Below are 14188 nucleotides of genomic sequence, written 5' to 3' on the forward strand. Positions count from 1 at the left end.
CGCGTTTGATCTCGCTAGCGCGAGCGCGAGGGCTGCTGAACGCGCTGCACCGCGAGCGGCTCCGCGGAAGGAAATTGGAGGGCCGCGCCGGCGCGCGTCGAGCCGGTCGGGTGGGTCGGACCGCCCGCCGCGCCCGCCCAGGGCCCATCGCCGAGCTCCTTGCTGCAAGCGCCGCAGAGCAGCGCCAGTACGATGGGCAAGGCGCGGAGGATGTTCGTCCGTGCTCTCGGCGTCTCGTCGAGAGGCGCCGAGTGAAGATTCTCGTTCATGGTTTCTCCTTCCGCGCAGCGATCGGCTTGCGGTGCCGTGGAGATAGCGCCGATCTGGACCCGTGGGAGGCACCAGAACCGAAATGCCGATGGGTCCAGACCGTTCACCGTGGCGCTTCGACCTCGCGATGTGCCCGCGACCTGACGCCGGGGGCGGGCGTGGCCCGCCGCGCGCTCCCTCGGGCTGCCCCCGGCGCGGAGCACCGCACGCCTCGCTTGACAACTTCGGACTCCTAAGTTAGATGAGGGTCATGGGTCGCTCGCTCCCGCTCTTCTTCGAGGAGAACTCGGAGCCGATCGATCGGCGCATCGCGGTAGGGCTTCGAAAGCTGGGGCTCGCCATGAAGCTGCAGGCGTGGGAGCAGGCGAGCCACGAGGGCCTGTCGCCCACGCAGGGGCAGATCCTCGCGACGCTCTCGCTCGAGGGGCCGCTCAGCGGGAGCGAGCTCTCGCATCGCCTGGGCGTCACCCTGGCGACTATCAGCGAGTCGGTCCGAGCGCTCGTCGACAAGGGCGCTGTCGTCAAGCGCCCCGACCCGCGCCACCCTCGAGCGAGCCTGATCGAGCTCACGCCCCAGGGGCGCGCGCTCGCGGAGAAGGTGACGACATTGCCCGACGCCATCGTGTCCGCGGTGAGCGCGCTCTCGGCGTCGGAGCAGGAGGCGTTCCTGGCTGGGGTCGTGAAGATCATCCGTTCCTTGCAGATCAGCGGGCATATCCCCGTGAGCCGCATGTGCGTCACCTGCAAGTACTTCCGGCCGAACGCTCATCAAGGGGCGCTGCCCCACCACTGTGCTTTCGTCGACGCGCCGATGGCGGGTCGACACTTGAGGATCGATTGCGGAGAACACGAGCTGGCCGAAGAGCAGCAGCGCGAAGACGCGTGGCGGCGCTTCGTTCAGCCTGACTAGAGCGGTATTCGCTCGGGTTTGATGTAGACGTTTTCAATCGCGCGTGTGTGCGCGCGCGTCTCCCGCTGCCTGTTTCCTGGCTCTCGTCTTCCGTCCCTCGTCTTCCGTCTCTCGTCTTCCCTCTTCCATCTCTCGTGCGCGTGCGCGTGCGCGCTAAATCCGGGCAATCGCGCACGCGCACGCGCACGAAGGACGTGCACGGAAGAGGGAAGAGGCAAGACGGGAGACGGGAGACGTGCAGACGCGCAGACGCGCAGACGTGCAGACGTGCAGACGCGCAGACGTGCAGACGCGCAGACGTGCAGACGTGCAGACGTGCAGACGTGCACGCGGAAGGAGTGGACGATCATGACCATCCATGGATACACAGTTGGAACAGGCGCCGTCGCGAAGTCCCCGGTCTCGCCAGCCGACTTCGAGGACATGAAGAAGAGCGCCCTCTTCGGGGAAGAGGACGTGAAGTACCTGCGCCTCTCGCACGACATCGTGAAGGATGAGGTCGAGCAGATCCTCGACGTCTGGTACGGCTTCGTCGGCGCGAACCCGCACCTCCTCGCGTCCTTCACCGGCAAGGCCGACGGCAAGCCGCTCGGCGACTACCTCGGCGGGGTCCGCAAGCGCTTCGGCCAGTGGATCCTCGACACGGCCCGCGCGGAGTACGACCAGAAGTGGCTCGACTACCAGCACGAGATCGGCCTTCGCCACCACCGCATCAAGAAGAACAAGACGGACGGGGCGCCGTCGACCGACCTGGTGCCGTTTCGCAACCTCTTCGCGCTCATCTTCCCGGTGACGTTCACCCTGAAGCCGTTCCTCGCCAAGAAGGGCCACGCCGCCGATGACGTCGAGAGGATGCACGCGGCGTGGGTCAAATCCTGCCTGCTGCAGCTGACGCTGTGGAGCTACCCTTACGTGAAGGAGGGTGACTTCTGACCGCTGGCCGCGTTCGTGGCAGGCGCGCGAGGCTGGTGCACGGCGGCCCATCGCGCCACCCCGCGGCTCGAGCGTGAGCAAACACTGCGCGCGAAGGGCGCAGCCGCACGAGCAGGTGGGCGCCCCCGAGGCCTCAGGCGGGTGCGCCGACCCGATCGGGGCCCGATAGGGCATGATCCCCTCGACGCGCACGAGGTCCACCCCATGTTCACGGCGATGCTCCCCAGCTCGACCGACGCCGCCCGAGTCCGCCGGTTCGGCGGCCCCGAGGTCATCACCCTCGAAGAGGTGCCGGTCCCGCTGCCCGGCCCGGGCGAGGTGCTGGTCCGCGTCGCGGCGGCCGGGGTCGGGCCGTGGGACGCCTGGATTCGTGCCGGCAAGAGCGCGCTGCCCCAGCCGTTGCCGCTGACGCTCGGCTCGGACCTCGCTGGTACCGTGGCCGCGGTCGGCCCGGAGGTGACCGGCCTCGCGCCGGGCGCAGCGGTCTTTGGCGTCACCAACAGGCGCTTCACCGGCGCACACGCGGGCCATGCCGTGGCGGAGGCGTGCAGGGTGACGCGCAAGCCGCGCCGGCTCGACGACGTGCAGGCCGCCTCGGTGCCGGTCATCGCCGTCACGGCGTGGCAGGCGCTGTTCGATCACGCCCAGCTCGACGCCGGACAGACCGTGCTGGTGCACGGCGCGGCCGGCAGCGTCGGCGCGTACGCGGTGCAGCTCGCGCGCCGGGCCCGCGCCCGTGTGATCGCGACGGCCTCGGCCAAGGATCGCGACTTCGTCCGCAGCCTCGGCGCGGACGTCGTCGTGGACTACCGGAGCGAGCGATTCGAGGACGCCGCCAGGGACGTCGATGCCGTCATCGACCTCGTCGGCGGCGACACCCAGGCGCGGTCCTTCGCCGTGCTCAAGCCACGTGACACCCTGGTCTCGGCGGTGTCGACTCCTGATCAGGAAGAGGCCGCCCGTCGCGGCGTGCGGGCAAGCTTCTTTCTCGTCGACGTCACGACGGCCCACCTCGACCGCATCGCCGCCCTGCTCGACGCGGGCGAGCTCTCGGTCGACATCGGCGCCGTGCTGCCGCTCGCCGAGGTCCGCGGCGCGCACGAGATGCTCGACGGCACCCGCCCCCGCCCGCGTGGCAAGATCGTCCTGGCCATGGCGCCTGCTCGCTGAGGTCCGGGACCAGCGGCCCTCCGGGCGCGTCCGACGAGGCCAGTCTCCCGAGCGGAGCCTACGGGCGCTGGCGAGCGGCGAGGCTCCGGCGGCGCTAGTTGCCCGCTGTGTGGGCGATCGCGAAGATGAGGTTCCGCTCGAGCCGAATCCCCTGCGGCGTGCGCCACGCCTCGAGCTCCTTCGCGAGCCGGTCGCGCACCTCGCGCTTCTCGTCGAAGCTCAGGTGGGAGAGGTGGTTGCCGAACGAGCCCGACCCGCTCTGCCGCAAGATCTCGTCGATGTCGGCGGCGTGGTCGACGAACGTGCGGATCTCCACCGTGTCCACGATGAACCCCGTGCGCTGGAGCAGCTCCCGGACCTCGTCGACCGTCAGCTTGTGCGGGATCGTCCCCTGCGCCTCTTTCCCGAGGTCCGCCAGCACCTTGCGCTGGATCGGGTCGAGCTGGTGCGGCTTCTCCCGCGATCCGGTGCTGAACCCGATCTTGCCGCCCGGCTTGAGCACGCGCGCCGCCTCGCGGAGCGCGCGCTCCTTCTGGCCCTGGTCCAGCCAGTGAAGGACGCTGTTCAGGTACACCACGTCGAAGCTGTGCGTGGCGAAGGCGGAGAGGTCCTCGGCGCGCCCGACCGCGGTCGCGAGGTTGTCGCGCGTCTTCTGCCGGGCGATGTCCACGCGCAGGGGCAGGGGATCGATCGCCACCACGCTGCCCTCCGCGCCGACGATCTCCGCGACGTACGCGGCCAGGCGGCCCGTCCCCGCGCCGACGTCGAGCACGCGCTGGCCCCGCCGCACGCCCAGCGCCGCGATGAGGAGCTTGCCGTGGTTGAACTGCCGGTGGCTGCCGGTCTCGTAGGCCTGAGCGAGCTCCGGGGTGTCGAGCGTGAGACGGATGGTGGTGGTCATGCCGGCGCCCAGGCAGAAGGCGTGCCGGGCTGCCGACCACGCGCGCTCCGCGCATCCCCCACACCTCACCTCCGGTTCGCCGCCCCCCCGGCCACCGCTGCTGCTGCCCGGCGAGCACGGCTGCTGGCCTGTTGTTGCGCCGCGGCCAGCAGCCGCCGGCGATCGATCGACCCCTGGACCGCCGCCCCGCCCGCCGCGTCCGTCAGCGGCACAGGCCGTGCAGTCCCGCGGCCCGATGGAAAAGCGACGGATCGGATCACTCGAGGTGTCGGTCGTGGGCCTCGGGTGCAACAACTTCGGCGGCCGCATCGACGAGCAGCGGACGGCGGCGGTCGTCGATGCGGCGCTCGACGCGGGCATCAACTTCTTCGACACGGCGGACGTCTACGGCGGCACGCGCAGCGAGGAGCTGCTCGGCCGGGCGCTCGGCGGCCGGCGGAGCTCGGTGATCATCGCGACGAAGTTCGGCGTCCGGCTCGACGACGAGCGCAGGGGCGGCGCGCGGCCGGCCTACATCCAGCGCGCCGTGGAGGACAGCCTGCGCCGGCTGGGCACCGACTGGATCGACCTCTACCAGCTGCACCGCCCCGACCCCGAGACGCCGATCGACGACACGCTGGAGGCGCTCGACGCCCTGGTGCGCGCCGGCAAGGTGCGCGAGATCGGCAGCTCGAATTTCTCGGCCGCGCAGATCCGCGGCGCCGAGGAGGCGGTCCGCCCGGGGGGCGCGCGCTTCGTGAGCGTCCAGAACGAGTACAGCCTGCTCCAGCGCGAGCCCGAGCAAGACGTGCTGTCGGAGAGCAAGCGCCGCGGCATCGCGTTCCTGCCGTACTTCCCGCTGGCGAGCGGGCTGCTCTCCGGGAAGTACGGGCCCGAGGGCGCGGCGCCCGCCGGCGCCCGCCTCTCGGCGCCGGACGCGCCGCTGACCGCGCGCTTCCTCACCGACCGCAACCGGCAGATCGCCGCGGCGCTCGGCGCCTACGCGGCGTCCCGGGGCCGCACCCTGCTGGAGCTGGCCTTCTCGTGGCTCGCCAGCCGGCCCGCGGTGGCCTCCGTGATCGCCGGCGCGACGTCGCCGGAGCAGGTGCGCGCGAACGCCGCCGCCGTGGGCTTCCGGCTGACCGACGCCGACCTGCACGAGATCGATCGCCTGGCGCCGCCGCCTGCCGCCTCGCCGGGCGCGTGACCGCACCGGCCGCCCCGCCGGCGCCTCGCGCGCCCCCCGGGGCGAGCCGCTGCTGGAGCAGCACCCGATGCGCATCGGGTGCTGCTCCAGCAGCACCTCGGCTTGCCAGTTCCGCGGGGCAGAAGTCCCGCCAGGGATTGGCCTCGCGAGCGAGGAGAGATTTGAACGCAAAGTCGCAAAGGGCGCAAAGACGCAAAAATATATAATTTCTTTTTGCGCCTTTGCGCCTTTGCGCCTTTGCGTTGAACTCTCTCTCCGGATCCCTGGCGGGACTCCTCGCGGATGCGACTGGGCCGCCTCCCACCTTCGGCTTCCGATCCGACCACCGCCGGCGAGGCAGGTGAGGAGCGCGGTCGCGCCCGTGGCACGCCTCGTGCGTGCCGGGCCGCCCATGGCAGTTTCGTCATCAGCGGTGCGTGTGCAGGCTTCCGTCGAGCAGCTCCGGTCCGGCGGCATGGTGATCCTCGTCGACGACGAGGAGCGCGAGGACGAGGGCGATCTCGTCGTCCTGGCGGAGCACGCGACGCCGGCGGCCATCAACTTCATGGCGACCCACGGCCGGGGGCTCATCTGCCTGGCGCTCACGGAGGCGCAGGTGGACCGCCTCGCGCTGCCGCTCATGGCGACCCGGGCCGGCGCCCGCCGCTCGACGGCGTTCACGGTGAGCATCGAGGCGCGCGAGGGCGTCACGACCGGCATCAGCGCCCGCGACCGGGCGCGCACCGTCGCGGCCGCCATCGCCCGGGACGCGTCGCCGCGCGACCTCGTGTCGCCGGGGCACGTCTTCCCGCTCCGCGCGCGCCGCGACGGGGTGCTCGAGCGCGAAGGGCACACCGAGGGCGCGGTCGACCTGGCGCGGCTCGCCGGCGCGAACCCGGCGGCCGTCATCTGCGAGATCATGAACGACGACGGGACGATGGCGCGCCGGCGGGACCTCGCGCGCTTCGGGGCGCGGCACGGGCTGCCGATCGTCTCCATCGGGGACGTCATCCGCCACCGGGTGCAGCGCGAGGACGTCGCCGCGCGCGTCGGCACCACCCCGTTCCGGCCCGCGGGCCTGAGCGGCGAGTGGCGGGCGCACACCTACCAGCTGCGTCGCGATCGGCAGCTGCTCCTGCTGACGCACGGCGCGCCCGCGCTCTCCGGCGACCGCGCCGTGGTGTTCACCCACCGCGCGGCGCTCGTGTCGGACCTCCTCGGCGACGCCGACCTGTTCGGCGCCCTGCGGGAGATCGAGGCCGCCGGCGCGGGCGCGGTGATCTACAGCCCGCCCTCGGCCGACCCGGGCGCCGAGCACACGGCGGGCCTCGACCTCGCCGTCGCCGCCCGCGAGCTCGTGGAGCTCGGATACCGCCGCGTGACGCTGCTCGACTCGAGGGCGCTCCGGCCCGCCGCGGCGAGGCGCGAGATCGACCTCGAGACCGGCGATCCGCCGGCGCCGGTCGATGCCCACGGCGCGTCGCTTCCGCGGCGCGGGCGCGCGGCCGACGGGCTCTCCGGCGCCCCCGTCCTGCAGCCCTGAGAGGCCAGCGCTGCCCGGGCGCGCGCGGGACGGCGAGCGCGCGCGCGGCGTGCCTCGGCCGTCCCGAGGAGAGGGCACCCTGGCGCGCCGGACGGCGCGCGGGCGCTCAGGGCGCGGGGGTGAAGTCGACGGTGAGCGTGTAGGCGCCTCCGCCGATCGGCATGTAGGTGTCGACGATGACGAACAGGGGCTCGCCGCCGGCGACGTCGATCGCGAGCGTCTCGTCATCGCCGCGGCCTCCGTCGTCGGCGCACCCGAGCTCGGAGCCGAAGTCCGCGCAGCCCTCGCGCACGTAGAAGCCCAGGTCGGCCTCGGCGGACAGCGTCAGCGTGAGCGTGCCGTCGCTCGGCGGCGTGAACCTGTGGATCGCCTCCGGCAGGTCCCATCCGATGCAGCTGCCTTCGAACACCGACGCGCCGGCCGTCGTGCTGCCCGTGTTCTCGCCGATGGCGAGCTCGGCGGCGTCCTCGCACAGCACGTCGAGCTCGTAGACGCACGTGGAGGAGCATCCATCGCCGCTCGTGGTGTTGCCGTCGTCGCACTCCTCGATCGCGTCGACGGTCCCGTCGCCGCAGACGATCGGCGTGAACCTGACGTTCAGCGTGTAGGGACCGGCCTCCCGCGGCTCATAGGCGTCGACGACGATCGGCACGGCCTGGCCGTCTCTCACGTAGATCTCGATCCGCTCCTGGTCGGGCAGACCCTCGTAGGGGGAGCTCTCGTCGGAGCAGTCGATCTCGGAGAACATGTCCGCGCACGCGCTGCGGGCGTAGACGCTGTGATCGGTCGGCGACTCGAGCTCGATCACGAGCGTGCCCGACTGCCCGGTGGGCGGCGTGAACAGGTGGATCTCTTCCGGTCCGTGGCCCGTGTTGCCGAGGAAGCAGGTCCCTTCCAGGCCGCTCGTGCCCTCCGACGTGTCGCCGTAGATCGTCGTCGAGACGATGGGTGTCGCGCTCGCGCAGGCGGCCTCGGCGATCGGGGCGCAGGTCGCGGCGCAGTCGGTGTCCGCGCAGTCGTAGGACCCGTCCCCGTCGTCGTCCTCGTAGTTCGTGCAGTCCGTCTCGCCGGTGGGCTCGGCGCCGCCGCTGCCGCCTGTGCCTGTGGGCTCGGCGCCGCCGCTGCCGCCTGTGCCTGTGGGCTCGGCGCCGCCGCTGCCGCCTGTGCCTGTGGGCTCGCCGCCGCTGCCGCCGGTGCCGGCGGGCTCGCCGCCGCTGCCGCCTGTGCCTGTGGGCTCGCCGCCGCTGCCGCCGGTGCCGGTGGGCTCGCCGCCGCTGCCGCCGGTGCCGGTGGGCTCGCCGCCGCTGCCGCCAGTGCCGGTGGGCTCGCCGCCGCTGCCGCCAGTGCCGGTGGGCTCGCCGCCGCTGCCGCCAGTGCCGGTGGGCTCGCCGCCGCTGCCGCCGGTGCCGGTGGGCTCGCCGCCGCCGCCGGCGGTGCCGGTGGGCTCGCCGCCGCTGCCGCCAGTGCCGGTGGGCTCGCCGCCGCCGCCGGCGGTGCCAGTTCCGGTGCTCGTGGCGTCGACGCCGCCGGCACCGCCAGCGCCGCCGGAGCCGCCATTGCCGCCGGCGCCGCCCTCGCCGTCATCGTCTCCGCATCCTGCGGCTGCCGACAGCGCCAGCACGAAAATACCTGCAACGAGTCGTACGTTCATCCATCTGCTCCAACGCAAGAGAGAGCCGTCATAACGCGGGTGAGCCTGACTCCACGGCGCAGCGTGATGCCATCTTCGGCGCAACCGCTCCGCCTCGATGAACGCGTGGTCAGCGAATTTCTTTGTCTTAACCGGTTGAGTTAACGCTAACATAAGGGTAAACATCCCGGCAACTCGAAGCGCTTCGACGAGGAGGGCCGATGTCGGTTTCTCGTCCCGGAGGAAATTTATGATCGGAAGAGTCAAGGGCGCAGCGCTGCTCGCCGCGCTCGCCGCGGGGGCCCTGACGCTGGCCGCGTGCGGACGCAGCGACGACGGCGCGTCCGGCGGCAAGGAGCTGCGGGTCTGGCACTACGAGGCTCCCGACAGCGCCATGGGCGTGGCCTGGAGCGAGGCCATCAAGGAGTTCGAGACCACCCATCCGGGCGTGAAGGTCAAGCTCGAGGAGAAGGGCTTCGAGCAGATCCAGAAGACCGCGCCTATGATCATGAACTCCAGCAGCGCCCCCGATGTCATGGAGTACAACAAGGGCAACGCGACCGCCGGGCTGCTGTCCAAGCAGGGCCTGCTCCAGGACCTCACCCCCGAGGCCGCGAAGCGCGGCTGGGACAAGCTGATCGGCCCGGGCGTGCAGGTCGTCGCCAAGTACGACGACAAGGGCATCATGGGCGGCGACAAGTGGTACGGCGTGCCCAACTACGCCGAGTACACGCTCGTCTACTACAACAAGGACCTGTTCAAGAAGCACGACGTCGAGGTCCCGACCACGTTCGACGAGCTCACCAAGGCGCTGGACGCGTTCGTCGCCAAGGGCGTCACCCCGCTGGCCAACGCCGGCGCCGAGTACATGGCGCAGCAGTACGTCTACCAGCTCGCGCTGGACAAGGCCGACTCGCCGTGGGTGAGCGCGTTCCAGCGCTACACCGGCAAGACCGACTTCACCGACCCGGCCTGGACGCACGGGGCGACCACGTTCGCCGACTGGGTGACCAAGGGCTACATCGCCAAGAGCTCGGTCAGCACCAAGGCCGAGGACGCCGGCGTGGGCTTCATGAGCGGCAAGTTCCCGATGATGTTCTCCGGGACGTGGTGGTTCGGGCGCGTGGCCAAGGAGGCCAAATTCGACTGGGATACCTTCGCGTGGCCCGGCGCCAGGTTGACCCTCGGCTCGGGCGGCAACCTGTGGGTCGTCCCGGCGGGAGCGAAGAACAAGCAGCTGGCCTACGACTTCATCGACATCACGCTGAAGAAGAAGATCCAGAACATCCTCGGCAACGCCGGCGGCGTCCCCGTGGCGGCCGACAGCTCGGCCATCACCGAGCCCAGGGCCAAGAAGCTCATCGACGGCTTCAACACCCTCGCCCAGTCGAGCGGCCTCGCGTACTACCCGGACTGGCCGGTCCCGGGCTTCTACGACCAGTGGGTCTCGCATACCCAGAAGCTCATGAACGGCGAGCCGCCGCAATCGGTGCTCGGCGGCCTCCAGAAGAGCTACGACAGCGGGCTGCCCAGGTGACGACACGCAGCGCGACAGGGCGTGACGGGCTCGCGTACCTGCCCTACCTGATCCCCGGACTCCTGCTGTTCACGGGGATCATCGGGGCGCCGTTCCTGATGAACCTCGGGACCAGCTTCACCGAGTGGGCCGGTGTCGGCACCCCAACGTGGGTGGGGCTCGACAACTACCGGGAGCTGGCGACGGACGGCGAGTTCTGGGCGTCGTTCCGTCACAATGTGCTCGTCATCGTCGGGATGGCGATCCTCCCGACGATGATCGGGCTCGTGCTGGCGTCCGCCCTGACCGACCTGATCGACCGGCACTTCGGCCCGCGCGCCGCCAGCGTCCTGCGCGCCTGCATCTACCTGCCGCAGGTCCTGCCGATCGTCATCGCGGGCATCGTCTGGAGCTGGCTGCTCGCCCCCGAGAACGGCGCGGTGAACGACCTGTTGACCGCGATCGGGCTCGGCGCGCTCGCGCACGACTGGCTCGGCGATCCCGCCACCGCGCTGTGGAGCGTCATGGGGGTCATGGTCTGGATCCAGATCGGATTCCCCCTCGTGATCTTCATGTCCGGGCTCCAGCGCGTGGACCCCTCGCTGTACGAGGCGGCCGAGATCGACGGGGCCTCGTGGGCGCAGCGCTTCTGGCACGTCACGATCCCGCAGATCAAGCCCGAGATCTTCGTGGTGCTGCTGTGGACGACGATCGCGGCGCTCAAGGCGTTCCCGCACATCTTCGTGCTCACCAGGGGCGGCCCGGGAGGCGCGACGAACGTGCCGTCCTACTACTCCTACGTCCATTTCTTCGAGAAGACCGACGTCGGCTACGGCTCGGCGATCGCCACCGTGCTGACGCTGATCATCCTCGCGCTCACCATCGCCTTCCTGCGGCTGCAGGGCCGTGAGCTGGGGGAAGAGCCGTGACCGCGACGCTGGCCCAGAGCCCGGTGAGCGCGCCCGCGCGGCGCCGGCCGCGGCGGCGCCGCCGGGGCCCGTCGGCCTACGCGGTGCTGGCGGCGCTGAGCGCGCTGGCCGGTATCATGCTGATCCCGTTCGCCGTGGTGGTCTTCAACGCGCTGAAGACGCCGGAGGAGTACACCGAGAACGGCCCGCTCGCCCCGCCAGAGGGTTTCCATATCGAGGGCATCAGAGACTTCTGGGAGCGCGTCGGCTTCGGCCGTGTCCTCTTCAACAGCCTGCTCATCAGCGGCTCGGTGGCCGTGCTCGCGGTCGTCTTGTCGGTGCTGAACGCCTACGCGCTGGGCATCGGCCGGATCAAGCTCCGGATGTCGGTGCTGGTCCTCTTGCTGATGGCCAACACGCTGCCGCAGGAGTCGCTGGTCTACCCGCTGTACACCCTGGCCAACAAGCTCGGGCTCTACGACACCCGGATCAGCGTCGTCATCGTGTTCACCGTCATCCAGAGCGCGTTCGGCACCTACCTGCTGTCGTCCGTGATGTCGTCGTTCCCCCGGCCGCTGCTGGACGCGGCGCGGATCGACGGCGCGAGCCGGTGGCAGATCCTGTGGCGGGTGGTCGTGCCGGTCGTGCGGCCCACGCTGACCGTGATGCTCGTCTTCTTCTTCATCTGGACCTGGAACGAGTTCCTGATCCCCCTCATCTTTCTCATCTCCAACGACAACCAGACGGTCTCGGTCGCGCTCGGCGTGCTGCAAGGGCAGCGGCTGATGGACGCCACCATGTCCAGCGCCGCCGCGCTGCTCGGCCTGCTGCCGACCGTCGTCTTCTTTCTCATCTTCCAGCGCACGTTATCGCGCGGGCTCACCGCAGGAGCGATCAAGGAATGAAGTTCAGCGACGGTTACTGGATGATGCGCAAGGGCGTGCACGCGGCTCACCCGGCGGAGGTCCTCGACATCGACGCAGGGCCGGCGTCGCTCGTCGTGCACGCGCCCGTCCAGCGGATCCGGCACCGCGGCGACCTGCTCAAGGGCCCGGCGGTGACCGTCTCCTGCGCGTCCCCGATGCCGGACGTCATCGGCGTCACCATCACGCACTTCGCGGGCGAGCGGCCGCGCGGCCCGGCGTTCGAGCTTGCCGCCGACCCGACCGGGGAGGCGACGGTGGACGACGACGCGGCGACGCTGACCTCGGGCGCGCTGTCGGTGCGGATCGGGCGCCGCGAGGGGTGGAGGCTGGACTTCCTGGCCGGGGGCCGCCGCCTCACCGGCAGCGCGCACAAGGCGATGGCGATCATCGACACCGACGACGGCCGCCATTACGTGCGCGAGCAGCTCGACCTCGGCGTGGACCATTTCGTGTACGGCCTCGGCGAGCGGTTCGGGCCGCTGGTCAAGAACGGGCAGGCCGTGGACATCTGGAACGCCGACGGCGGCACGTCCAGCGAGCAGGCGTACAAGAACGTGCCGTTCTTCCTCACCAACGCGGGCTACGGCGTGTTCGTCGACCACCCCGGGCGCGTGTCGTTCGAGGTGGCCTCGGAGGCGATGGCGCGGACGCAGTTCAGCGTCGAGGGCCAATCGATGCGCTACTTCCTCATTTACGGGCCGACGCCGAGGGAGATCCTGCGCAAGTACACCGCGCTCACCGGGCGGCCCGCGCGGGTGCCGGTCTGGTCGTACGGGCTGTGGCTGTCCACCTCGTTCACCACCGATTACGACGAGGCGACCGTCTCCTCGTTCATCGACGGGATGGCCGCGCGGGACCTGCCGCTCAGCGTGTTCCACTTCGACTGCTTCTGGATGCGCGAGTTCCGGTGGTGCGATTTCGAGTGGGATCCGCGCGTCTTCCCCGACCCGCGCGGGATGCTGCGCCGGCTCAAGGCGCGCGGCCTGCGCATCTGCGTCTGGATCAACCCCTACATCGGGCAGCGCTCGCCGCTGTTCGAGGAGGGCAGGGCGGGCGGCTACCTGCTGCGGCGTTCGAACGGCGACGTGTGGCAGTGGGACCTGTGGCAGCCGGGCCTGGCCGTCGTCGACTTCACCAACCCCGAGGCCCGCGCGTGGTACGCCGAAAAGCTCGACGCGCTGCTCGACATGGGCGTGGACTGCTTCAAGACCGACTTCGGCGAGCGCATCCCCACCGACGTCGTTTACCACGACGGGTCCGACCCGGAGCGCGCGCACAACTACTACGCTTACCTCTACAACCAGACGGTGTTCGAGCTCCTGCGCGAGCGGCGCGGCGAGGGCGAGGCGGTCGTGTTTGCCCGCTCGGCCACGGCGGGCGGGCAGCAGTTCCCGGTGCACTGGGGCGGCGACTGCGAGTCGACGTTCGAGGCGATGGGGGAGAGCCTGCGGGGCGGCCTGTCGCTCGGCATGTCGGGCTTCGGCTTCTGGAGCCACGACATCGGCGGGTTCGAGGGCACCCCCGACCCGGCGCTGTTCAAACGGTGGATCGTGTTCGGGCTGCTGTCGTCGCACAGCCGGCTGCACGGGAGCCGCTCCTACCGGGTGCCATGGCTGTTCGACGAGGAGTCGGTGGAGGTGCTGCGGCGCTTCAGCCGGCTGAAGATGCGGCTGATGCCCTACCTGGCCGGGGCCGCGCGGCAGGCGTACGGCGAGGGCTTGCCGATGATGCGCGCGATGGTCGTCGAGTTCCCGGACGACCCGGCCTGCACGCACCTGGAGCGGCAGTACATGCTGGGCGACGACCTGCTCGTGGCGCCCGTCTTCTCCGCCGACGGGGAGCTCTCCTATTATGTGCCGCGCGGCGTGTGGACGCACTACCTCACGGGGGAGCGCGTCGAGGGCGGCCGCTGGGTGCGCGAGCGCCACGGGTTCGACAGCGTGCCGCTGCTCGTGCGGCCGGGGGCGGTGATCCCCGAGGGCGCGGTGGAGGACCGCCCCGACTACGACCATGCGAATGGGGTGACGCTGCGCGTGTACGAGCCGGCGGACGGCGCCAGCGTCGCCACGGTGATCCCGGGCGCCGACGGGGACGCGGTCACGACGTTCACCACGTCCCGGCGCGGCCCGGTGGTGCGGGTGGAGGCCGCGGGCGCCCCGGGGGCCTGGAACGTTCTCCTCGTCAACCGCCGCGTCGTGGGCGTCGAAGGCGGGGAGAGCGCGGAGCACCCGCGGGGAGCGCTGGTCAGGGCGGCCGGCGGCGCGCTGGTCATCACGCTGGAAGAGAAGGGCTGAGCCACGGCACGCGGCCCCAAAG

Annotated in this window: 12 protein-coding genes; 9 read left to right on the forward strand and 3 right to left on the reverse strand. The window is 71.0% G+C overall.

Features of this window, described 5'->3' with window-relative positions:
- Nucleotides 1-14 precede the first annotated feature (14 nt).
- The gene (locus WMF33_RS12975; RefSeq protein WP_437337421.1) at nucleotides 15-269 is read right to left on the reverse strand and encodes a hypothetical protein; all 255 of its coding nucleotides are present in this window, start codon (nucleotides 267-269) and stop codon (nucleotides 15-17) included.
- Between the two features lie 251 nt (nucleotides 270-520).
- Here WMF33_RS12975 and WMF33_RS12980 point away from each other — a divergent pair, with 251 nt between their 5' ends.
- The 3 genes from WMF33_RS12980 to WMF33_RS12990 all read left to right on the forward strand — a co-directional run bounded on the left by WMF33_RS12980 (nucleotide 521) and on the right by WMF33_RS12990 (nucleotide 3283).
- On the forward strand, nucleotides 521-1180 hold the full coding sequence (locus WMF33_RS12980; RefSeq protein WP_437337422.1) for a MarR family winged helix-turn-helix transcriptional regulator: 660 nt from the start codon (nucleotides 521-523) through the stop codon (nucleotides 1178-1180).
- A 348-nt stretch (nucleotides 1181-1528) separates the two neighbouring features.
- Nucleotides 1529-2113: a protoglobin domain-containing protein gene (locus WMF33_RS12985; RefSeq protein WP_437337423.1), complete on the forward strand. Its 585-nt coding sequence runs from the start codon at nucleotides 1529-1531 to the stop codon at nucleotides 2111-2113.
- A gap of 204 nt (nucleotides 2114-2317) precedes the next feature.
- Nucleotides 2318-3283, forward strand: coding sequence for an NADP-dependent oxidoreductase (locus WMF33_RS12990; RefSeq protein WP_437337424.1), 966 nt, complete (start codon nucleotides 2318-2320; stop codon nucleotides 3281-3283).
- Nucleotides 3284-3377: 94 nt separating this feature from the next.
- Here WMF33_RS12990 and WMF33_RS12995 read toward each other — a convergent pair whose 3' ends face one another.
- Nucleotides 3378-4184 carry a class I SAM-dependent methyltransferase gene (locus WMF33_RS12995; protein WP_437337425.1) on the reverse strand — a complete coding sequence of 269 codons (807 nt, stop codon included), beginning with the start codon at nucleotides 4182-4184 and terminating at the stop codon, nucleotides 3378-3380.
- A gap of 235 nt (nucleotides 4185-4419) precedes the next feature.
- Between WMF33_RS12995 and WMF33_RS13000 the strand changes: the two genes are divergently transcribed.
- Together WMF33_RS13000 and ribB are read left to right on the forward strand one after the other, a co-directional pair.
- Complete coding sequence (locus WMF33_RS13000; protein ID WP_437337426.1) at nucleotides 4420-5370, forward strand: aldo/keto reductase; 951 nt, start codon at nucleotides 4420-4422, stop codon at nucleotides 5368-5370.
- Between the two features lie 418 nt (nucleotides 5371-5788).
- Nucleotides 5789-6892, forward strand: coding sequence for a 3,4-dihydroxy-2-butanone-4-phosphate synthase (gene ribB / locus WMF33_RS13005; RefSeq protein ID WP_437337427.1), 1104 nt, complete (start codon nucleotides 5789-5791; stop codon nucleotides 6890-6892).
- Between the two features lie 106 nt (nucleotides 6893-6998).
- Here ribB and WMF33_RS13010 read toward each other — a convergent pair whose 3' ends face one another.
- Nucleotides 6999-8543: a DUF4215 domain-containing protein gene (locus tag WMF33_RS13010; RefSeq protein WP_437337428.1), complete on the reverse strand. Its 1545-nt coding sequence runs from the start codon at nucleotides 8541-8543 to the stop codon at nucleotides 6999-7001.
- 229 nt (nucleotides 8544-8772) lie between these two features.
- Between WMF33_RS13010 and WMF33_RS13015 the strand changes: the two genes are divergently transcribed.
- The 4 genes from WMF33_RS13015 (at nucleotide 8773) to yicI (ending at nucleotide 14166) form a co-directional block, all read left to right on the forward strand.
- Nucleotides 8773-10059: an ABC transporter substrate-binding protein gene (locus WMF33_RS13015; RefSeq protein WP_437337429.1), complete on the forward strand. Its 1287-nt coding sequence runs from the start codon at nucleotides 8773-8775 to the stop codon at nucleotides 10057-10059.
- Entirely contained in the window at nucleotides 10056-10967 is a 912-nt protein-coding gene (locus WMF33_RS13020) for a carbohydrate ABC transporter permease (RefSeq protein WP_437337430.1), read from the forward strand. Before WMF33_RS13015 ends, WMF33_RS13020 begins: the two co-directional genes overlap by 4 nt.
- 116 nt (nucleotides 10968-11083) lie before the next feature.
- On the forward strand, nucleotides 11084-11851 hold the full coding sequence (locus tag WMF33_RS13025; RefSeq protein WP_437339478.1) for a carbohydrate ABC transporter permease: 768 nt from the start codon (nucleotides 11084-11086) through the stop codon (nucleotides 11849-11851).
- Complete coding sequence (yicI, locus tag WMF33_RS13030; RefSeq protein WP_437337431.1) at nucleotides 11848-14166, forward strand: alpha-xylosidase; 2319 nt, start codon at nucleotides 11848-11850, stop codon at nucleotides 14164-14166. The genes WMF33_RS13025 and yicI overlap by 4 nt, the downstream gene beginning before the upstream one ends.
- Nucleotides 14167-14188: the final 22 nt, after the last annotated feature.

It is taken from the genome of Sorangium sp. So ce394 (assembly GCF_051474665.1).
GTDB lineage: Bacteria > Myxococcota_A > Polyangia > Polyangiales > Polyangiaceae > Sorangium > Sorangium cellulosum_D.